The sequence below is a fragment of the Lentzea tibetensis genome, from assembly GCF_007845675.1.
GTDB lineage: Bacteria > Actinomycetota > Actinomycetes > Mycobacteriales > Pseudonocardiaceae > Lentzea > Lentzea tibetensis.
The window spans coordinates 18,461-38,148 of the sequence record NZ_VOBR01000039.1 but is presented as its reverse complement, the minus strand read 5'-3'; the positions used below and the strand labels follow the sequence as shown (position 1 = coordinate 38,148).

17 protein-coding genes and 1 pseudogene are annotated in these 19,688 nt (G+C 71.8%); 9 read left to right on the top strand and 9 right to left on the bottom strand.

Annotated elements, in window-relative coordinates:
- Positions 1–22 precede the first annotated feature (22 nt).
- A complete protein-coding gene (locus tag FKR81_RS38580) occupies positions 23–973 on the top strand; it encodes an MEDS domain-containing protein (RefSeq protein WP_146359588.1) in 951 nt (316 codons plus the stop codon).
- Positions 974–985: 12 nt separating this feature from the next.
- Here the strand turns inward: FKR81_RS38580 and FKR81_RS38575 are convergent, their stop codons facing one another.
- Positions 986–1,366 carry a VOC family protein gene (locus FKR81_RS38575; protein WP_146359584.1) on the bottom strand — a complete coding sequence of 127 codons (381 nt, stop codon included), beginning with the start codon at positions 1,364–1,366 and terminating at the stop codon, positions 986–988.
- Positions 1,367–1,428: 62 nt separating this feature from the next.
- Between FKR81_RS38575 and FKR81_RS38570 the strand changes: the two genes are divergently transcribed.
- The 4 genes and pseudogenes from FKR81_RS38570 to FKR81_RS38555 all read left to right on the top strand — a co-directional run.
- Positions 1,429–2,187 carry an AraC family transcriptional regulator gene (locus FKR81_RS38570; protein ID WP_186763422.1) on the top strand — a complete coding sequence of 253 codons (759 nt, stop codon included), beginning with the start codon at positions 1,429–1,431 and terminating at the stop codon, positions 2,185–2,187.
- A 10-nt stretch (positions 2,188–2,197) separates the two neighbouring features.
- The gene (locus FKR81_RS38565; RefSeq protein WP_146359579.1) at positions 2,198–2,662 is read left to right on the top strand and encodes a VOC family protein; all 465 of its coding nucleotides are present in this window, start codon (positions 2,198–2,200) and stop codon (positions 2,660–2,662) included.
- A 7-nt stretch (positions 2,663–2,669) separates the two neighbouring features.
- Positions 2,670–3,413, top strand: a complete 744-nt coding sequence (locus FKR81_RS38560; RefSeq protein WP_146359576.1) for a YqjF family protein — start codon at positions 2,670–2,672, stop codon at positions 3,411–3,413.
- A 55-nt stretch (positions 3,414–3,468) separates the two neighbouring features.
- Positions 3,469–3,845, top strand: a pseudogene (locus tag FKR81_RS38555) (ionic transporter y4hA); the annotation flags it as partial.
- Between the two features lie 86 nt (positions 3,846–3,931).
- Here the strand turns inward: FKR81_RS38555 and FKR81_RS38550 are convergent.
- Complete coding sequence (locus FKR81_RS38550) at positions 3,932–4,363, bottom strand: PLAT/LH2 domain-containing protein (RefSeq protein WP_146359573.1); 432 nt, start codon at positions 4,361–4,363, stop codon at positions 3,932–3,934.
- 104 nt (positions 4,364–4,467) lie between these two features.
- Here FKR81_RS38550 and FKR81_RS38545 point away from each other — a divergent pair, with 104 nt between their 5' ends.
- Complete coding sequence (locus FKR81_RS38545; protein WP_146359570.1) at positions 4,468–7,779, top strand: BTAD domain-containing putative transcriptional regulator; 3,312 nt, start codon at positions 4,468–4,470, stop codon at positions 7,777–7,779.
- 41 nt (positions 7,780–7,820) lie between these two features.
- Positions 7,821–8,570 (top strand): hypothetical protein, encoded by a 750-nt coding sequence (locus FKR81_RS38540; RefSeq protein ID WP_146359567.1) that lies wholly within the window; start codon positions 7,821–7,823, stop codon positions 8,568–8,570.
- 2 nt (positions 8,571–8,572) lie between these two features.
- On the opposite strand, the gene FKR81_RS38535 is transcribed toward FKR81_RS38540, so the two are convergent.
- Both FKR81_RS38535 and FKR81_RS38530 read right to left on the bottom strand, forming a co-directional pair.
- Positions 8,573–8,944 carry a hypothetical protein gene (locus FKR81_RS38535; protein ID WP_146359564.1) on the bottom strand — a complete coding sequence of 124 codons (372 nt, stop codon included), beginning with the start codon at positions 8,942–8,944 and terminating at the stop codon, positions 8,573–8,575.
- Between the two features lie 53 nt (positions 8,945–8,997).
- A complete protein-coding gene (locus FKR81_RS38530) occupies positions 8,998–10,263 on the bottom strand; it encodes a hypothetical protein (protein ID WP_146359561.1) in 1,266 nt (421 codons plus the stop codon).
- A gap of 101 nt (positions 10,264–10,364) precedes the next feature.
- Here FKR81_RS38530 and FKR81_RS38525 point away from each other — a divergent pair, with 101 nt between their 5' ends.
- Together FKR81_RS38525 and FKR81_RS38520 are read left to right on the top strand one after the other, a co-directional pair.
- The gene (locus tag FKR81_RS38525; RefSeq protein WP_146359558.1) at positions 10,365–10,883 is read left to right on the top strand and encodes a pyridoxamine 5'-phosphate oxidase family protein; all 519 of its coding nucleotides are present in this window, start codon (positions 10,365–10,367) and stop codon (positions 10,881–10,883) included.
- 81 nt (positions 10,884–10,964) lie between these two features.
- On the top strand, positions 10,965–12,554 hold the full coding sequence (locus FKR81_RS38520; protein WP_235922159.1) for an FAD-dependent oxidoreductase: 1,590 nt from the start codon (positions 10,965–10,967) through the stop codon (positions 12,552–12,554).
- 72 nt (positions 12,555–12,626) lie between these two features.
- Here FKR81_RS38520 and FKR81_RS38515 read toward each other — a convergent pair whose 3' ends face one another.
- The 5 genes from FKR81_RS38515 to FKR81_RS38495 all read right to left on the bottom strand — a co-directional run bounded on the left by FKR81_RS38515 (position 12,627) and on the right by FKR81_RS38495 (position 19,663).
- Positions 12,627–13,784, bottom strand: coding sequence for an amidase domain-containing protein (locus FKR81_RS38515; protein WP_146359553.1), 1,158 nt, complete (start codon positions 13,782–13,784; stop codon positions 12,627–12,629).
- A 105-nt stretch (positions 13,785–13,889) separates the two neighbouring features.
- Positions 13,890–14,798, bottom strand: coding sequence for a class A beta-lactamase (bla, locus tag FKR81_RS38510; RefSeq protein ID WP_407936582.1), 909 nt, complete (start codon positions 14,796–14,798; stop codon positions 13,890–13,892).
- 62 nt (positions 14,799–14,860) lie between these two features.
- A complete protein-coding gene (locus FKR81_RS38505; RefSeq protein ID WP_146359547.1) occupies positions 14,861–17,014 on the bottom strand; it encodes a WD40 repeat domain-containing protein in 2,154 nt (717 codons plus the stop codon).
- A 63-nt stretch (positions 17,015–17,077) separates the two neighbouring features.
- Positions 17,078–17,959 (bottom strand): universal stress protein, encoded by an 882-nt coding sequence (locus FKR81_RS38500; RefSeq protein WP_146359544.1) that lies wholly within the window; start codon positions 17,957–17,959, stop codon positions 17,078–17,080.
- A 105-nt stretch (positions 17,960–18,064) separates the two neighbouring features.
- Positions 18,065–19,663, bottom strand: a complete 1,599-nt coding sequence (locus FKR81_RS38495; RefSeq protein ID WP_222598545.1) for an amidohydrolase family protein — start codon at positions 19,661–19,663, stop codon at positions 18,065–18,067.
- Between the last annotated feature and the right edge of the window lie 25 nt (positions 19,664–19,688).

Genomic DNA, 19,688 nt, shown 5'->3' with positions numbered 1-19,688 from the left:
CGCGCGTCGACGAAAGGCAGTCATGAGCACGGGCCACCACGGGCCGCTCGAACATCAGGTGGTCGTCCACGGATCGGACGAGGAGTTCCTGGCCGCGGTCGTGCCGTTCCTGCGTGCGGGCATCGCGGCCGAGGACGAGCCGCCGCCGTTGCTGGTCAGCACCGCCAGGAAGATGGACCTGGTGCGCGACGAGATGGGCGCCGACCGCGAGCACGTGGCGTTCATCCCGAACCACGAGTGGTACACCGGCACCGCCGCCAACGCCATGGCGCACGCGGCCGGCTACATCGCGATGAACACGGGGCCCGCCGGCCGGATCCACGCCGCCGCCGAACCGGACTGGACCGGCCGCGCGGGCAGCTCGCCACGCGAGATCACGGAGTGGATCCGCTTCGAGGCCATGGCGAACGTGCTGCTGGCGCCGTTCGGCGTGCACGCCATGTGCCCCTACGACACGCGCACCACCGACCCGGCCATCGTGGAAGCGGCGCGCAGTGCGCATCCGATCGAGGTGCTCGGCACCGAGAAGCGCGTCTGCGCGACCTACGAGAACCCGCTCTCACTGATCGCGAAGCTCGACGCCAAACCCCTGCCGAAGCGCCCGAAGTCCGCGAAGACCATTCACCTGCACCGCGACGTCGAGTCCGTGTGCCGCTTCGTCCGGGCGCAGGCCATCCTGCACGGGCTCGGCACGCTGGAGGCGGGTGTGTTCGAGTCGGCGGTGGCCGAGGTCGCCCACCTCGCCGGGGAGGGCTACGTCCACACGTGGTCGCACGACGGCGCCTCCGTGTGCGAGATCCACCGGCTCACCGGGAAGATCGACGACCTGCTGATCGGTTTCCGGCCACCGCGCACCCGCGAGCCGCAACCGGGTCAGGGGCTGTGGTTCACCCGGCAGGTCTGCGAGTACGTCGACGTGCGGTCCGGGCCGGACGGCTGGACCATCCGCATGCAGTCGGTCACGCGGCACTAGTGCTCCGGTGCTCTACTCCGCGGAGTTGTCGTAGGTCATGGCGCCCACGACGTTGCCGGACGGGTCGGCCAGCCAGATCAGGTGGCCGACGCCCGCGATGGTGGTGCGGTCCATCAGCACCCGGCCACCGGCCGTCACCGCCGCCTTCAGCGTCCGGTCGACGTCGTCCACCGCGACGGTGCACTCGAACCCGGTGGTGGGGTGGCCGGGGACCAGGTCCCGGCGTTGCTGCAGGGCCGCCGTGACACCGGGTCCGGCGGCGGCGTCCGCCTCGACGCGGTAGAAGCCCGGCGGGCCCCACGGCGCGAACTGCCAGCCGAAGGTGGTGGCGTAGAAGCGGCGGGTCACGTCGACGTCGTCGGCGTTGATCGCGAAGTGCGCGAGTCTGGGCATGGAGCGAGCGTGGCACCTCGGGGGCTTGCGCTCAGCCGACGATGCGGCGGATTCTTTCGAGAATGCGACAAGCTGAGCCCGATGTGCGCAGCTACGCGGTGACCCACCGCAACGGGCAGCTGATCCTGCCGCAGGCCGAGCAGTGGGACCAGCTCATCTACTCCGCGCACGGCGCGGTGACCGTCCACACCGGACTCGGCAGCTGGGTGGTCCCGCCGCACCGGGCGGTGTGGGTGCCCGGCGGCGTCGGCCACCGGATCGACGTGGCGGGCCGCACCTCGTTGCGCACGCTGTACTTCGCCGCCCGGCTGCAGGCGCTTCCGGCGCGCTGCCAGGTCATCGCCGTCTCGCGGTTGCTGCGCGAGCTGATCCTGCACGCGGTGGCGACGGCCCCGCTGTACCTCTCGGACCTCAGGCACTCCCACCTCGTCGCGGTGCTGGTCGACCTGCTCGACTCGGTGGCGCCCGACCCGGCGCTGCAGCTGCCCGCGCCGGCAGAACCGCGTGCGCGCGCTCTCGCGGACCTACTGCGGTCGCACCACTCCGAGCCGATCACCGCGCTGGCCTCGCTCGCCGGTGCGAGCAGGCGCACGCTGGAACGCCTGTTCCTCGCCGAGACGGGAATGACGATCGGCGAGTGGCGGCGTCGGCTGCGCATGCTCGAAGCACTCCGCCTGCTCGCCGACGGACGCGCCGTGTCGTGGGTCGCCGGTGCCGTCGGCTACTCCACGCCCAGTGCGTTCAGCACCGCCTTCCGGGCGGAGCTCGGATCGTCACCCGCCCAGTACCTCCGCTCGACAACGTCCGCGCGGCAGGGGTAGGAAGTCACTCATGGCTGACGTGAAGCCCGTTCCCGACAACTACCCCCAGCTCGCGCCCTACCTGTGCGTCGACGGCGCCGGCGCGGCGATCGACTTCTACCGCGCGGTGTTCGGAGCCACCGAGCGGATGCGGATGGCCGAACCGGACGGCAGGCTCGGCCACGCCGAACTGGAGATCGGCAGCGCCGTGATCATGCTGGCGGACGAGTTCCCCGACCTCGGCATCCGATCCCCGAAGACCATCGGCGGCACACCGGTCACCCTCAGTCTGTACGTCGAGGACGTCGACGACGTCTTCGCCAAGGCGATCGCCGCGGGCGCCACCGCACTGCGTCCGATCACCGACCAGTTCTACGGCGACCGCAGCGGTCAGTTCGAGGACCCGTTCGGGCACCGGTGGAGTGTCGCCACCCGCATCGAGGACCTCTCCCCGCAGGAGATGGCCGAACGAGCCGCTGCCGCGACGAGCGGCTGACCGGGTCGTGGCGGTGGAACCGATCACGCCGGTGACGCCGCGACCGGTGCGGCTGGCACCGGTGACGCAGTGGTGGCGTGACGTCACGTTCCTGCACTGGCCGGTCCGGCCCGAGCTGGTGGCGCACCTGCTGCCGCGCGGAACGGTCCCGGACGTGCTGGACGGCGTCACCTACGTCGGGCTCGTCCCGTTCCGGATGCACCCGATCGGCGGCGCGGTCGGGCCTCACCTGCCGTACGTGGGGACCTTCTGCGAGACCAACGTCCGGCTGTACTCAGTGGACAGTGCGGGCCGGCGTGGCGTCGTGTTCCTGTCGCTCGACGCCTCGCGCCTGGTACCGGTGCTGGGCGCGCAGGTGAGCGCGCGCCTGCCGTACAAGTGGTCGTCCATGCGCCTGGAGCGCACCGGCGACGTGATCGCCTACACGTGCCGCCGGAGGTGGCCCGGCCCGCGCGCTGTCGCGAGCCGTGTGGTGGTCGGGGTGGGGCCGCCGATCGCGGAACCCAGCCCGCTGGAGCACTTCCTCACCGCCCGGTGGGGTCTGCACGTGTCGTGGCACGGCAGCACCCTGCACCTGCCCAACGAACACCCGAGCTGGGAGCTGCACCGGGCGGAGGTGCTCGACCTGGACGACGAGCTCGTCGCCGCCGCGGGCGTGCCCGCACCAGCCGGTCCCCCGGTCAGCGCACTGCACTCCCCCGGCGTGCCGGTGCGGTTCGGCACCCCTGATCCGGTGCCGGCGCTCGCATAGCACCCGCCTGCTGCGAGGCAGGCCGCGCCGGGAGAGCTGTGCGAGGGTGGCAGGCATGATCGCCATCCCTCGTTCACCGCTGCTGTCCTGGACCAACGTCGTGCCGCTGCTGGCCGTCGCACTCCTGGCGCTGACGTGGGGACTCGAACCTGGTGCGGTGCTCGTCTCCGCGGTGGCGGTCGTGCTGGCGGTCGCGGTGACGGTGATCGAGGTCGCGCTGATCGTCACGTTGATGGTGTCCGGCGGTCCGGAAGCCGCGTCGCTGGCACGGGACACGGTGTTCGCCGCGGTGATGATCACGACGAACGGCATGGCAGTGGCGCCGCGCTGACGACGGTCACGACGCTGGCCACGCTGAGCCTCGTGCTGCTGGCGGCGTTCCTGTTCCTCGCCATCAACCCCGTGACAGCGGTCGGCCACACGGCGATCACCGCGTGTGGTCGCCATGTGGCCGACATCGATAACGTAGTGGTCACGCCGTTCGAGAGAGGGTCTCGAACGGAGTGACCACCGCGCCGTCAGATCTGCGAGCAGCCCCAGAACTTCGTCTCGCTGGACTTCGGGTACAGGTAGTTGACCTCGCAGTGGACGTTGGTGCCGGGGCCCTCCTCGTAGATGTGGACGTACTCGGCGTACCAGGCGTCCTTGTGGCCGCCGCCCTTGCCGAGGCTGATCCAGCTGGGAGTGCCGATGTTCGGACACTTGAGCTTCCCGGAGACCCAGGTGTCGCCGCGGTGGAAGTCCTTGTCGAACTGGAAGGGCCCGCACGCACCGTTGGGCCCGAACATCGTGAGCCGGACGTGGTCCTCGGTGCCGGCGTCGGGCAGGTCGGCGGTCCGGATGGTGACGTAGAAGGTGCTGATGCCATCAGCGGAGGCGGAGGGGACGATCGCCGCGAGGGAAGCGATCATGGCGAGCGCCGCGGTGAGCAGCACGGAACGGATCTTCATCTCGGCCTTTCGGTCTGGTGAACCGGAATGCCGAGAGCGTCGCGGCCTGCGCTTAACCAGAGCTGACGGGGAACTGAAAACACAAGCGTGACAGGGGGATTCGGGTGCGGGTTCGGCTGCTCGGGCCGGTGGACGTGGCGGACGAGGACGGTGCGCGCAGACCGGTGTCCGGGTTGCGGAAGAAGGCGGTGCTGGCCGTGCTCGGCCTGCACGCGGGGGAGATCGTCAGCGCGGACCGGGTGATCGAGCTGGTGTGGGACGGCCGGGCGTGCGGGCTGAACACGTTGCAGGCACACGTTTCCCAGCTCCGCCGGGTGATCGGCGTGGGGTCGGCGATCACCGCGCGGCCACCGGGTTACCTGCTGAGCCTGGACACGGACGTCGCCGAGGCGGAACGGCTCCTGCGCGCCGCGCGGCAGACGTCCGCTCCGGCCAAGAGCATCGAGCTGCTGCGCGAAGCGCTCGCGTTGTGGCGCGGCGCGCCGCTGGTCGACGTGGCCGAGGTGCCGTGGCTCGCCCAGCAGGCCGATCGCCTGGCGGGACTGGAGTTCGAGGTGCGGCGCGAGCTGCTGGCCGCGCGGCTCCGGACGGGCGAGCACGGACAGGTGCTGCCGGAGCTGACCGACCTGGCGAGGCAGCACCCGTTCGACGAACAGGTGCAGGGACAGCTGGTGCTGGCCCTGTACCGGGGGGGACGGCAGGCCGACGCGCTCGCGGTCCTGCGCGAGGTGCGCGACCGGCTGGCGGCCGAACTGGGCATCGACCCCGGCCCCGCGCTGCGCGAGCTGGAGGAGTCCGTGCTGCGCCAGGACGGCGCACTCGTGCCGCCCGAACGCGCGGTCGAGGTGCGCCGCACGCCGTTCGCTGGCCGCACCAACGAACTGTCCACATTGGACAATATGGAGCGCGGAACGGTGGCGGTCGCCGGAGATCCGGGCATCGGCAAGACCCGGCTGCTGACCGAGTGGGCCGGACGCACCGGACGGCTGGTCCTGTGGGGCCGGGCCAGCGAGTTCGAGCAGCAGGTCCCGTTCGCCATGGTCGCCGACGCACTCGCGGAGCACGCGCCACAGCACCTGGCCGAGCTGTCGGCAGCGGAACGGGGCCTGCTCGGCGAGCTCCTGCCCGGACTGCGGGCCGCGGAACCGGCGCCCAACGGGGAGCGTTTCCACCTGCACCGCGCGGTGCGCGCGCTGCTGGAGAACATGGCGTGCGCGGGCGGAGTCGTGCTCGTGCTCGACGACCTGCACTGGGCCGACGACGGTTCCGCCGAGCTGCTCGACTACCTGTTGCGCCGTCCGCCGAGCGGCCCGGTGGTGCTGGCGGTGTCCTACCGTCCCAGGCAGCTCACCGGCAGGCTCCGGCACGCGCTGGGCCGCGCGATCAACGACGGCGTGGTCACGCCGATCGAGCTCGGTCCGCTCTCCCCCGCGGAGATCGACGAGCTGCTGCCGGTCCGGCTGGAGGGCGTGCGCAGGCGTGAGGTGCACGAGGTGGCACGGGGAAACCCGTTCTACGTCCAGGCGTTGGCCGGCGCGGCCGTGGCGGCGATGACGCCGGGCGACGAGGACGACGACCTGCCCGCGCAGGTGCGGGCGGCGCTGGCGGCCGAGCTCGACGCGCTGTGCCCCACCGATGAGCTGGTGGCGAAGGCCGCCGCGGTGGCCGCCGACGTCGTCGAGCCCGAACTGGTGGCGCACATGGCGGACCTCGGCGTCGACGAGGTGCTCGGCGCGCTGGACACGTTGGTGCGCAGGGATGTCCTGCGGCAGATCCGGGGCACCGAGCGGTTCCGGTTCCGGCACCCGCTCCTGCGGCGGGTCACCTACGACGCGGCCGGGTCGGGCTGGCGCGCCGCGGCGCACGGCCGTGCCGCGAAGGCGCTCAGGCTGCGCGGTGCGCCGGCTGTGGAGCGGGCGCACCACGTCGAACGCTCGGCGCGCCGGGGTGACCGGGAGGCGGTGGCCGTGCTGCGCGAGGCCGCCGCGGGCACTTTGCACAGCAGCCCGGCCGCCTCGGTGCGCTGGCTGGTCGCCGCCGAGCACCTGTTGCCGGACGAGGCCGAGACCGCCGCACTGCGGCTGGACCTGCTGAGCATGCGGGCGCTCGCGCTGGCGCTCACCGGCAAGCTGCGGGAGAGCCGCGAGGCGGTGCACGAGCTGTTGTCGTTGCTGCCGGCCGAGATGAGCGACCTGCGCGCGTCGCTGGTGGCGCTGTGCGCGGGCATCGAACGGCTGCTCGGCAGGCACGCCGAGTCGAAGGCGCAGCTGGTGGCCGAGCTGGCACGCAGGCCGGAGCGGGACGACCGCGCCGCCGCCGAGCTCATGCTGGGCCTGGCGGTCGGCCATCCCTCCGACGACCGCCGCGATGGCGTCGACTGGCCGGGCAAGGCCCTGCGGGCGGCGCGGACCTGCGGAGGCCCGCTGCTCGTCGGAGCACTGGCGGCGCACGTGGTGGCGGACCAGGCGCTGGGCCGGACCGGCCTGGCCGCGCTCGGCAAGCTCGACGAGGCGGCCGACCTGGTGGACGCGATGCCGGACGGCGAGCTGTCCCAGCTGCTGTACCCGATCGTGCTGCTGGCCACCGCCGAGACCTGCGAGGAACGCACGGAGGCCGCGCTGCGCCACCTGAACCGCGGGCTCGCCGTGGCGCGCAGCACCGGCCAGACCTACGTCGCCGGCGAGATCCACACCGCGATGGCGTTCGCGACCGGGCAGACCGGCGACCTCGACCGGGTGTCCCACCACCTCGAGGACGCGCGGGACGCCGCGGAGCTCTCGGGCTACGACCAGTTCACCGCGGCCGTGTGCGCCTTCCAGTCCTGGGTCGCGACGTTCCGCGGCGACCTCGACCTGGCGCTGCGGCTGGGCAAGGAAGCGATCACGGCAGGCGGCGAGCGCAACCTGTTCGCCGGGCTGGTCCACGGACCGGTCGCGTTCGCGGCACTGCGGTCCGGCGACGCGGCGACCTGCACGGACCTGCTGACCGCCGCACTGGGCCACCCCCGGTCCTCCACCGTCCCGCCGATGACCCGCGTCTGGTGGTACTCCCTGCTCGCCGAGGCCGCGGCCGCACAACGGCTTCCGGATGTGTCGGCGACCTGGGCCGACCGCGCGGAGGCCGACCTCAGGCCGTGGACGCCGCCGCGCCGCCGGGGCCACACGCACCTGGCCAGGGTGCACGCGGCGCTGCCCACCGATCCCGCTCGCGCGGTCGACCACGCCACCCGCGCGACGGCGTTGTTCGACTCCGTCGGCCAGCCCGTCATGGGCGCGCACGCGCGCCAGCTGCTCGCCGTCTCCCTGCGGGCGCGCGGTGACGCGGGTGCGGCCCGCGCCGAGCTCACCAAGGCGCGCGCACTCGCGGACCGGTGCGGCACCAGCCTTCCGCTGGTCCGACAGGACCAACTCGTCTGATCACCTCACCCCGGCGGGTCTGGTTCGGCAGACTCGCCGGGGTGATCCGGCGACTGCTCCCCGCCCTCGTCCTGCTGACGGCGTGCGGCACACCTTCAACGGCTTCAACGACCGACCCGAAGGCCCTGCTCGAGACGTGGCGCGACGCCATGCTGCGCCAGGCGTCCGTGCGCGTGGACGTCGAGTCGCGTGAAGAGGAACCCGCTCCGGCGCGGACCACGTGGACCGGTGTGCTGCACACGGCCACCACGGGGTTCCTCGGGACGACGCTCGACTCCGACATCACCGTGCGCAGCGAGTCCCGGTTCGGGCCGCACGGCTACCACGTCGTGAAGTTCGACCGCGGCACGGAGACCTACGTCGAGCACGACCGCGTGCGGCTGCCCGCGGGCAAGAAGTACGTCAAGTTCGACTTCGGCCAGCAGGTCATGTGGATGTGGACGCTCGAGAGCGAGATCAGCATCGGCACCAGGGACGTCCACCCGAGCAGCCTGTTCGGCGACCTCGACGGCGACACCCTGCGGCTGGTCGAGGCGTCGGACGGCCGGTACGTGCTGACGTCGGGTCAGGCTGTGGAGTCCAACCCCTCCACCGCGTCCGGCGTGACGCTCACGGTGTGGGTGGACGACGAGAACCGCGTGACGCGGGCGGAACAGGTGTCGCACGACAGCTTCGGGCGCCCGCACTGGAAGACGACCGCGCTGTCCGAATGGGGCACCGCCCCACCCGTTGCGCGGCCGTCTCCTGACCAGGTCGCCGCGCTCACCGAGGCGACCTGGTCCGAACGCTGAGGTCAGAAGTCGTCGGCCTCCGTCAGTTCGGCTTCGAGCGCGTCGGCGCGGGCGACCAGCAGCTGGAGCACGCGCTCGAACTCGTCGACGCTCAGGTGCACGGTGTGCTTGAGCAGCGCGACGCCGTCGACCACCGCCGCGCCGCCGATCTCCGACGCGCCCGCGAGCTCGAGCAGGCGGTGGGCGTCGATCGCGTCCGCCTTGCCGACGGGTGAGGAGATCTCCACCCAGTCGAGGTCGGGCAGGTGGTGCAGGGCCACCTGCTGGGTGCGCCCGTCTCCCGTGTCCATGCGGAGGCGCAGCCAGCCGTCCGTGTCCTCCAGCACCTCGTAGCGCTGGCGGACGTGGTTGATCACATCGTTCCAGGTGGTCACCGCACCGTAGTACCAGTTGTGAGCACCGCGCGCGACCGGTTCAGCGATGTCCGTCAGCGGGCGAGCCGGTAGGTGACGCACGCTTTCAGCAGCTCGAGGACGGCGGCCGAGCCCGCGGTCGCCACGGCGTCGACGTCCGACGGCCGCACCCGCGCCATCGGGCGGGTCAGGAGGTCGGCGAGCTCGAGCTGCCGCAGGTCGTGGATCTCGGTCTCCTCTCGCGCCTCGAAGACCACGTACTCGCCGCCGGGCGACACCCACAGCGGGCACCGCGAGCCGAACGACGGGGTCTCCAGGATCTCGACGGTGCACGCGTCCAGCCACAGCGGCGGGTTCCCGTCGCGCTCCACGGCGACCCGCATGCTGCCGGGCAGCGGCGTCGTCCCCAGTGGAGGCAGGTGCGACGCGTACCGGTGCTCCCACTTGTCCAGGTGGCGGGACCGTTGCACGACAAGCGATTCGCCCGCGACCTCCCACGACTTCACGTGGTACCAGCGCCCGTGCGTCAGCAACCGGTCGGGCCCGCAGAACCAGCCGTGGTGGATGTGCTGCCCCTCGCCGTTGATGGCCGCGCTGGCCACCACCTGCAGGTCGGCGTCGAGCACGAGCAGCTCGGTCTGGGCGTAGGTGGAGCCGGGGCTCCCCACGATCACCGCGATCCGCCCGCTCGCCGGGTCGGTGGTCAACAGGGTTCTCGGACGGTCGTCGCGGAACACGACCGGTCCCCGCAGCGGGCCGTCCGCCGCACCGAAGAGGAAGAACTCCCCCGCTCCGACGACGAACCCGCCGGGCACCGGCGCGAGCTTGGTCGTGCCCGCGTTGAACTCGTCCAGCACCTCCGACGACCAGTGCGGAGCCCTGCGGCGGACGACCGTCCACTCCCAGCCGCCGCGGTCGCTGTCGCGCCTCTCCAGGTGCACGATCGCGTCGCCGACGTGCAGCACCTGGTAGTCCCACGGCTGCAACGTCTCGTCGGGCATAGGACGACGATCCACGAGGCGGCCGTCGGCCACCGCGTAGATCTCCAGCGTCGCCGTGTCCTCGAGCCCCGGTATCAGCGCCACCTCGGACAGGTCCGGGGAGAAGGTCAGGTCCTGGGGATACTCGGCGGGAATCGTCACGCAGGGATCGGGCTCCGCGAACGCCGCGATCACACCGGGATCGGCCGCGGCGAGCCGCGCGAACAACTCCTGACCGGCTTCGTCCGCGGGCCGCCACTCGCCGAACCGCTCCACGGCCTCGACGGCGCCGCCGAGCGGTCCCTCCAGGACCTCGTGCCAGAGCTCGGTCATGCCACCCGCGGGAAGATCGTGACTCACCGGCAGAGGCTAAGGCAGCGCTGCCCACGCCCGGCGAACTTCGCGCGATCCGGTTGTCGATTCGAGATGCACCTGTTCGACGAACGGGTATGACGAAGTCCATGACTGAGCCCACGTCCACTCGCAACCTCGACCAGTACGGCGCCCCGGAGGTGCCGTGGAGCTTTCCGCGCGACCTGCTCGCCACCAAGACCGCAGGCACCGACCTGACGTTCTTCATAGGCACCGTGCGTCCCGGCGGACGGCCGCACTCGGCGGGCGTCGGAGCCGTGTGGGTCGACGACGCGCTGTACTTCAAGAGCGGTCCGGCCACCCGCCGGGCGCGCAACCTCAGCGCCAACCCGGCGTGCACCGCGTCCGTCCGCCTGCCCGGCATCGACCTGGTGCTGGAAGGCGACGCCCACCGCGTCACCGACTCCGCCACCCTGGAACGCGTCGCGGCCGTCTACCGCAGCGGCGGCTGGCCGGCCACCGTGGAGGGTGACGCGCTCACCGCCCCGTTCACCGCGCCCAGCGCGGGTCCCCCGCCGTGGCACCTGTACCGGCTCACCCTGCACACCGCCTTCGGTGTGGGCGGTGCCGAGCAGGCCGGTGCCACCCGCTGGGACTTCGCGCACTGATGCGGTTCCGCTGGCGAAACGCACGACTTTCGCTTCATGATTCTCACTTAGGCTGCGAAGCTCTGCGTGAGAGGACGCCTCGTGTCCGAATTCGACGTCGTGATCGTCGGCAGTGGCGCGGCCGGGCTGGTGGCCGCGCTGACCGTGGCCGGGCAGGGCCTGAAACCGTTGGTGCTGGAGAAGTCGGACCTGCTCGGCGGGTCGTCCGCGCTGTCCGGCGGCGGCCTGTGGGTCCCCGCCAACCCGCTGTTGCGCGGGACCGACTCCGCTGACGACGCGCTCCGGTACCTGCAGGAGACGGCGGGCGAGGACAGCTCGCAGGAGCGCCGGACGGCGTTCGTCCGCAGCGGTCCGGACATGGTGGCGTTCCTGCTGAAGGCCGGGCTTCGGCTGCGGTGGTCGAAGAACTACCCCGACTACCACCCGAACCTGCCGGGAGGCAGCACGAGCGGCCGGTGCGTCGAGGCGAGCCTGATCGACGGCGACTCGCTCGGGCCGTGGCTCGGCAAGCTGCGGCTGCGTCCAGGCTCGACCGCGATGCCGTTCTACACCACCGAGATCCCGTTGCTGGGCCTGGCGAAACGCACCCCGCGCGGGTTCCTCACCGCGTTGCGGGTCGCCAAGCTCCGCAGGATCGGCCGCAAGACGCCGTTGATCGGCGGCGCCTCGCTGATCGGGCAGCTGGTGAAGCTGGCGACCGACCGGGGAGCCGAGATCTGGCTGAACGCGAAGCTGGAAGAGCTCGTCGTGCACGACTCCGGGGTCACCGGGGTGGTCGTGTCGCGCGACGGCAGGCCGGAACAGGTCGACGCCGCGCGCGGCGTCCTGCTGGCCGCGGGCGGGTTCGCGCACAACGACGACATGCGCCAGAAGTCCCACCCGCAGCCCACCGGCACGTCGTGGACCATGGCCGCGCCCACCGACACCGGCGAGGCGATCTCGCTGGGCGTGGCGCTGGGTGCGGCGACGGCGCTGATGGACGAGGCCTGGTGGGGCCCCGCTTTGACGCTGCCGAACGGGATGTCGGTCGTCACGCTGCGCGAGCGCTCCTTCCCCGGTTCGATCATCGTGGACTCCGCGGGCGAGCGCTTCATGAACGAGTCCGCCTCGTACAACGAGTGCGGCCACCGGATCTACGAACGCGGCAGCGTGCCGTCGTGGCTGATCATCGACGACAAGCACCGCTCGCGGTACCCGTTCGTCATGCTCAAACCCGGTGACACGCCGGAGATCGGGCTGCTGCACCGGGCCCCGTCACTGACCGCGCTGGCGGAGAAGATCGGCGTACCGGCCGAACGTCTCGAAAGGACGGTCGCGCGGTTCAACGGTTTCGCCGCATCAGGTGCGGACGCGGACTTCCACCGCGGCGACACGGCGTACGACCGCTTCTACGGTGATCCTCGGGTGAAGCCGAACCCGAACCTGGGCGCACTGGACACGGCGCCGTACTACGCGGCCGCGATCTACCCCGGCGACCTCGGGACGAAGGGCGGGCTGGTGACCGACGAGCACGCGCGCGTGCTGCGCGAGGACGGCTCACCCATCGAGGGCCTGTACGCCGCGGGCAACACCACCGCGTCGGTGATGGGCCGGTCCTACCCCGGTCCCGGCTGCACGCTCGGCGCCGCCGCCGTGTTCGCGTACCTCGGCGCACAGCACCTCTGCCGTTAGGGCCGCTGGATCTCCTTCGTCCACGGCCGGTGAGAGGCCTCTCGCCGGCACCCGGCGAGAGGCCTCACCGCGCTAGTAGGCGTTCTGCAGGCTGAAGAAGTAGTAGGCAGCGGTCTCCGTGTACTCGTCCATGGTGTACAGGTCCCACGCCGTGATGTCGGCCTGGTCGGTGGTGTGGTACGCGAGGTGGATCTGGCCCCAGTCCCACGGATCGTCGACCTGGACGACGATCATGGAGTGGTCGATGTGGGCGTCCGGTCCTCCATCGCCGCCCCAGTCCGCGTAGAGCATGTCCCCGACGTGCACGGGCTCACCCGCGTAGTTCCTCAACCTGCCGCTGATGCCACCGAAGTCGGCCTGGTTCTGCGCAACCGACCAGGTGTGGCTGTTGAAGAACCCCGGCTGGGGCTTGGTGACCCACCAGGCGTCCGGGTGGTTGTAGCCCCTCTTCACCATGTCCCAGCCGCTCGCGAGGAGCGCCTGCGACGTGAAGTTCGCGCAGTCGTTGCCGAACGACGGGAAGTCCGGGTTCCGGTCCTCGGCCCATCGGCGCGCGTAGTTCGCCGCCGCGGCCCGGCTGTACGGCGGACCCTGCACGGTCGGGTTCTCGCCGCCGGCCTTCCTCGGGGTGTCCGGCCTCGAGGCGACCCAGCCCGCCGGGACCTTCGACCTGGGGCCTGCCGCGGCGGGCCCGCTCTTGACCGGGTGCGCGTACGTGAGCGGACCGACCGCGTCCTGCGGCAGGTCGAGCACGTCGGAGGCCACCTTCCACTGACCGCCGACGCGAGTGAACCCGACGGTGTGCCCGACCCGGTGGGAGGCCGCGGCGGGCGAGTCCGCCTTCGACCGGTGCGCGTAGAACAGCTCCGTCCGCTCGACGAACCGGACCCGCGCCTCGTCCCCGGCGAACCGGACGTCCGGTTGCTGGATCACGACGCGCGCCCCGCTGAAGTCCGCCGACGACCGCCGCCGGTCCAGCTCGGCCGCCTCCGCCGCCAGCCTGCCGGTGAACTCGGCCGTCCCGCTGACCGAGGTCAGCGCCGAGGCCTTCGCCCCGCCGGTCAACCGGTCGGCCCGGTCCTGCAGGTACTGCTGCGTCAGCCGCACCAGTGCCTGCTCGTCCTGCTCCGGTGCGGCGCTCGCCTGGACACCGGTCAGCCCCTGTGCGGCCAGCACCGCGAACACGACCGCGCCCGCCGGCGCCAGTCTTCCCAACTTCCGTGGTGACACGACTTCCCCCTGCTGATCAGTGACGTTGCCGAGTGCCTGTCTAGCGCTCCGACGTTGTCCGGGATCAGCGCGAGGACGCTGAACATCAATCCGTGAACATCGATCTCAGGTCAACGCGGCCACGACGCGCGCGGCGGCCTCGGCGATGACGGCCTGGTCGGCCTTGGCGCCCTTCGCGGCCTTGCTGGACATGATCGAGATGATGAGCGGCGCGGCGTTCGGCGGCCACACGACGGCGATGTCGTTGAGCGTGCCGTAGCTCCCGGTCCCGGTCTTGTCGGCCACGACCCACCCCTGCGGCACGCCCGCCCGGATGCGCTGGTCGCCGGTGGTGTTGCGTTCCAGCAGGTCGCGGAGGAAGGCGCGCTTGTCGTCCGGCAGGGTGGGCCCCAGCACGATCTTCTGGTAGGTCGTGCCGAACGCACGGGGAGAGGTCGTGTCGCGCGGGTCTCCCGGTGTCGCTTCGGTGATCGCGGGCTCGATCCGGTCCATCCTGGTCACGGTGTCGCCGAGGCCGCGCACGAAGTCCGTGAGCTGGGCAGGCCCGCCGAGGTCGCGGACCAGGAGGTTGCCCGCGGTGCCGTCGCTGTGGCGGATGGCGGCGTCGCACAGGTCCCGGATCTTCATCCCGGTGGCCACGTGCTGCCCGGTGACGGGAACGTGCTCCATGAGATCGGCCTCGGTGTACCTGACGACGGTGTCCAGGTGCGACAACGGGTTGCGGTGCAGCACGGCGGCCGCCGCCACGCCCTTGAACGTCGAGCAGAACGCGAACCGCTCGTCCGGCCGGTGGACGATGGTGGCGCCCGAGCCGGTGTCGAGCACGTACACCCCGAGGCGTGCGTCGAACTTCCGCTCCAGCTCGGCCAGGCGATCGTCGTCGTGCTCGGTCACCGGGGCAGCAGACGTCGGCGTCGACGTGGAGGTCGATGTGGACGTGGACGGTGCTGCGTTGTTCGAGCATCCGGCCAGCGGCAGGAGCGCGGCCGCGCTCAGGAGGGCGCGCCGAGTGATGGTCGAGCGTGATGGTGCCAAGGTCTTCCCCCAAATAGGTTCGCGGACGTTGTGGTACCGCTTCAGGACTCCTCGCCGGCGAGGATGTCGCGCGCCTCGCCGATCTCCCAGCCGCACCCGTCGGTGTCCTCCCACGCGTCGAGCAGCGGCGCCACCCGCGCGGCGAAGCGCTCCTTGTCCTTCAACAGCAAGGCGTAGATGGCGCCGGCCACGACGCGGCGGTCGCGGTCGTCGAGTGCGGCGAGCATCCAGGGCACGACCTCCTCGCGGGCGCTGCCCGCGGCGTAGCGGAGCGCCTCCGTGCGGGTGCCGCAGCTCTCGTCGGGGTCGGATGCCGTGCGGCGCAACGCGTCGAGCAACCCGCTGTCGAAAAGAGGATCGGTCTGGAAGATCTCCTCCACGTGCGAAAGGCCGATGCTGCGCACGCCCGAGTCCTCCGTGGTGGCCAGCACCTGAGCGATCAGCGGCGCGTCGGCGTGGTCGAAGCAGAACCACAACGCGTACATCGCCTCGTACTGGTTGTCGCGTGAGCCGTAACCCGGTTCGGTCGCGGCGAGCTCCCGCACGGCGCAGTCGTGCACGGCCCGGTCGAGCTCTTCGGAGTCGTACAACGGTTTCAGGCCGCCGTGCCTGCTGTCGCGGTGCGCCGAGCTGTACGCGTCCATCGCGATGTTGCGCGCACGTGGCGTGGCGGAGGTCAGCATCAGCTGAAGACCGTCACGCGGGCAGACGAACTCGACCGCCCACACCACCCGGTGCCCGATCTCCTCCCAGCCGGGAGGGAACTCGCGCAGGGCCGCGCACAGCGCGTCGACCGCCGCGTCTCCGTGCTCGGCGAGCGCGCCCGCGACGAGCAGTGCGGTGAAGTGGTCGACGCGCGGCAGCTGTTCGAGCAGGCCGTCGACTCCCGGCGGCTCCGAACCGGTGACGTCGGCCAGCAGCCTTCCCGCGATACCGGGAACGCGTCTGATCAGCTCCCAGCACAGCGCGATGGCCCTGTTCGGCCGGAGCTCGATCAGCGCCAGCGCGGCGGCCTCCACGACGTCGGGGTCGTCCGACCGCACGGGCCCGTCCAGCGCACGCGCGATCACCTTGTCCGTGTCGTACGGGTGTGCGTCGCCGTGGAGCTCGTCCAGTGCACCGGGCACGGCCAGTGTCCGCGCCACCGCGGCGAACTCCGCGCCACCGGCGGCGATCGCGTCGAGCACCTCGTCGACGTCGAGCATCCCCTGCGCCGCAACGATCTGGCCGTGGCGGACCGGAACCAGCTCGCCGTCGAGCACGTGCACCTGCCCGCCGTACCCGCAGACCAGCCACCGCTTGCCGTCGGGCGTCCCGGCGACCAGCGCGAGCTCGTGCGGGTCCTGCCGGCCGGCCGGCACCCGCGGACGGTCGGCGGGCGCCGGGGTGAACCGGCCCAGCAGCGCGCCGTCCCAGTCCCACAGCGCGGCCGTGCCGTCCCGCGACGCGGACACGAGCCCCTCGGCCGCGACCGCGAGACCGCGAACCCGGTCGCCGTGCGCCTGGACCCGGCCCAGCGGCTCGCCGCTCGCCGCGTCCCACCACCGCAGCTCGCCGTCCCGGTCCGCGAGCGCGACGAGCGGCAGATCCGGGTGGCCCGCCAGTGCCGTCGGTTCCGGCGCCTCGATCGTGCGCACCGCGGCACCGGTGTTCGCGTCCAGCACGACGAGCCTGCCCGGCCTCGGTGACACCACCAGCCGCCCGTCGTCGCAGACGCACAGCAACCGCTGGTCAGCCTGTTCGTCCACATAGGACCAACGGGGGCTCAGCCAGTGGTACGGATCCGTGTGGACGGTGCGACCTTGGTGGTGCCACGCGTGGACGGCACCGGTCGCGTCGTGGCCGACCAGGAGCCTGCCGCCCGCGGGGACCACCACCGTGGCGAGGCGCATGTCGTCGGTGACCCGCATCCGGCTGCCGACCGCGAGCTCCACCCACTCGCCTGCGTCCGGGAGCTCGACGAGCTCCTCCGTCCACCGCTTCGCCGACCAGGACCCCCTGGCCACGAGCTGCCCGGTGCCGGTGAACGCGGCGCTCTCCACGACCTCGTCGGACTCGGCCCTGACGGCCAGCAGACCGCCGGTTGCCATGTCCCACAACCGGATCTCGCCCGGTCGCGTCGCGGTCACGCCCACTCGGCCGTCCGGGGACACCACGGCCACGTGGACCGCACTCGCATGATCCTCAGCACGCACGCGCGTAGGAGTAGCACGTGCGCGAAGCGCCTGCCCCGGTTATCCGCAGACCGCTCGCCGACCTCACCCCGAGGTGGGGCGGACGATCGCCAGCGGGCACGGCGAGTGGTAGAGCAACGCCTGGCTGGTCGACCCCAACAGCATTCCGGCGAACCCGCCGCGGCCGTGGCTGCCGACGACGAGCAGCTGCGCATCGGCGCCGTAGCGCATCAACGCGCGCACCGGACGGTCCCGCAGCACCACCCGGTGCACCCGCACGTCCGGGTACTTCTCCTGCCAGCCCGCGAGCCGCTGCGCGAGCAGCCTGCGCTCGCTCTCCTCGGCCCGGTCCCAGTCGATCGCGAGCCGGGACAGGTGGTACGCGCTGTCGACCGCGTACTCCTGCCACGACAAGACCGCGATCAGCGACGCGTCCCGCGCCGACGCCGCCTCGAAGGCGAACGCCAAGGCCGCCTCGCTCGTCGGCGAGCCGTCGACGCCGGCCACGACCGGACCGTCGGGTGCCGGAGTCCCCCTGAGGACGACGAGCGGGCTCTTCCCGTGCGACGCCAGCGCGAGCGCGACCGACCCGACGAGCAGTCCGGTGACCGCACCGAGCCCCTGCGACCCGAGCACCATCAGCCGCGCGTCGCGGGACTCCTCGATGAGCAACGCCGTGGCGCCCGATGCGGCCAGGTGCGTGGTGATCTCGACGTCCGGCGCGGCGGTGCGCGCCACCGCCTCGGCGTCGCCGAGCCACTCCCGCGCCCGCACCTCCATCGCCTGCCGCACCTCGTTGCCGGTCAGCACGACCTCCGGGTATCCGCGCACCGGCAGCACGTATCCGTGCACCAGACGCAGCGGAGCCTTGTGGTGAGCGCATTCACCGGCGGCCCACTCGACCGCGGCGAGCGCCGAGGACGAGCCGTCGACGCCGACCACGACCGGGGCAGTGGGTCCCTTCATCACGTTCTCCTGTCAGGGTGTGGACACGTGCGTCTCCACACCCTGCACCGCCCGTTCGCGCGGCTGCTTCGCGCGAACGGGGTGAATCGGCTCCCGCCAACAGCGTCAGGAAGGCCAGCGCTGCGCGCCCGCCCACGTCCCGAGGTAGGACTCGGCCCCGGCGAGCAGGTCGTTCACGACCTGGTCCCCGCCGAGCTTCCGCACCTCTTCGATCCAGTCCGGCACCAGGCCCACGTGCGCGCCACCGTCGGTGTTGATGTCCCACACGCGCTGGCCGGTGCGCTGCCGGTCGACCAGCGGCCCGTCCGGGAAGCTGCGGAACGGGTAGGTGACGCCGCCGCGCGGACTCGGGTGCGAGCCGACGCCGTTGTAGTCGGTGCCGAACCCGAGACCCACGTTGTACTGGCGGCGCAGCGCGCTGGTGGCGGCCGTCTGTTCCACGAACGCGGGACTGTCCATCTCGTACGAGGCGACGAAACCGCCGAGCTGGTAGACCCGCTCCGTCCACTTCGGATCCATCCAGCTGTGGCTGGACAGCACGCCGGGGTAACGGGCCTGGGTGGCGATGTCGAGCGTGCGCCCGGCGGCCTTCACGCTCATGTGGTCGATCTCGATCATCATGTGCCGCTGCATCATGCCGCGCACGGCGTACTCGCCGAGCGCGGTCAGGCCGCGGGTGTTGCACCGCTTCGCCGGGTCGTACGCGGGGGCGACGACGCCCGCCGGGATCAGCGCGTTCGGCGCCGCGAGCCCGATGGGGTTGTCCTGCTGCGGGCCGGTGCACTTCTCGGTCGTCCACCAGGTGCCGGTGCGCAGGAACTGGGCCGCGTTGACGACCGCGCCGGACGTGCCGGAGTCGAACCTGACGCCGCACAACGCGTTGTCGTACTTGTGGCACGGGAACACACTGCGCACGCCGAGCGCGTAGACCTCGTCGAGTCCGCGGTCGATGTCGCCCTTGGTGCACGCGGGGAAGTTGAGCACCTGGCGGCAGCCGAAGATCTCCGAGGTCTCGATGCCGAGCACCACGGCGAGCTTGCCCTGCGCGACCACGTTCCGCGCCTGCTGGGGGGTCGTGACGATCCGGAACCAGCCCTTGCCCGCGCCGCCGAACATGCGGTCGACGTAGTCCTGGAGCTCGTAGGTCCGGCGGGCCTGCAGGCGGACCGAGTCCATCTCGTCGCAGCCGCGGTCCTTGAACGGGTAGATCGAGCACAGCGCCGCGTTGCTCGTCAGGTCGGCCACGAGCACCCGCTGGCCGCCGCGCCAGGCGCGTTCGACCCAGGCGTAGTAGTTCTGCTGGTGCGAGACGGTCTTGTACGACGGCCAGTCCTTGAGCGTCGGCCAGCCGACCGGGTCGTGGCCGTCGGGGTCCGCCACGATCGCCTCGAAGATCGCGCCGAGGCCGAACGGGTGGTGCTCGGGACAGTCCTTCAGCGCGTCGGCGACGCCCTGTTCGGAGAACGGCTTGCCGCAGATCAGCCTGCCGCCGAACGCCTCGTTCGTCATCAGGTGGTTGTGCGCGTCGACGAACCCGCGCACCTTGCCCTGGCTGTCGGTGCCCCGGAAGGGCTCCCCGCTGACGTTGATCTCCGAGTCCGGCGCCGGTCGGTTCACGGGCTCCCACCAGGGAGCCTGCGCTCCTGCCGACGGTGTGAGCGCCACTGCGGCGAGCAGGGCGGCGAGGACCAGGCGGATGATCACGGTCACTCCTCGTGGTGGGGTGCGC

What these genes read in the sequence shown, in the direction of transcription:
- FKR81_RS38580 (WP_146359588.1), top strand. Translation starts at nt 23, where the DNA reads ATGAGCACGGGCCACCACGGGCCGCTCGAACATCAGGTGGTCGTCCAC.
- FKR81_RS38575 (WP_146359584.1), bottom strand. Translation starts at nt 1,366, where the DNA reads ATGCCCAGACTCGCGCACTTCGCGATCAACGCCGACGACGTCGACGTG.
- FKR81_RS38570 (WP_186763422.1), top strand. Translation starts at nt 1,429, where the DNA reads ATGCGACAAGCTGAGCCCGATGTGCGCAGCTACGCGGTGACCCACCGC.
- FKR81_RS38565 (WP_146359579.1), top strand. Translation starts at nt 2,198, where the DNA reads ATGGCTGACGTGAAGCCCGTTCCCGACAACTACCCCCAGCTCGCGCCC.
- FKR81_RS38550 (WP_146359573.1), bottom strand. Translation starts at nt 4,363, where the DNA reads ATGAAGATCCGTTCCGTGCTGCTCACCGCGGCGCTCGCCATGATCGCT.
- FKR81_RS38525 (WP_146359558.1), top strand. Translation starts at nt 10,365, where the DNA reads ATGACTGAGCCCACGTCCACTCGCAACCTCGACCAGTACGGCGCCCCG.
- FKR81_RS38500 (WP_146359544.1), bottom strand. Translation starts at nt 17,959, where the DNA reads ATGAAGGGACCCACTGCCCCGGTCGTGGTCGGCGTCGACGGCTCGTCC.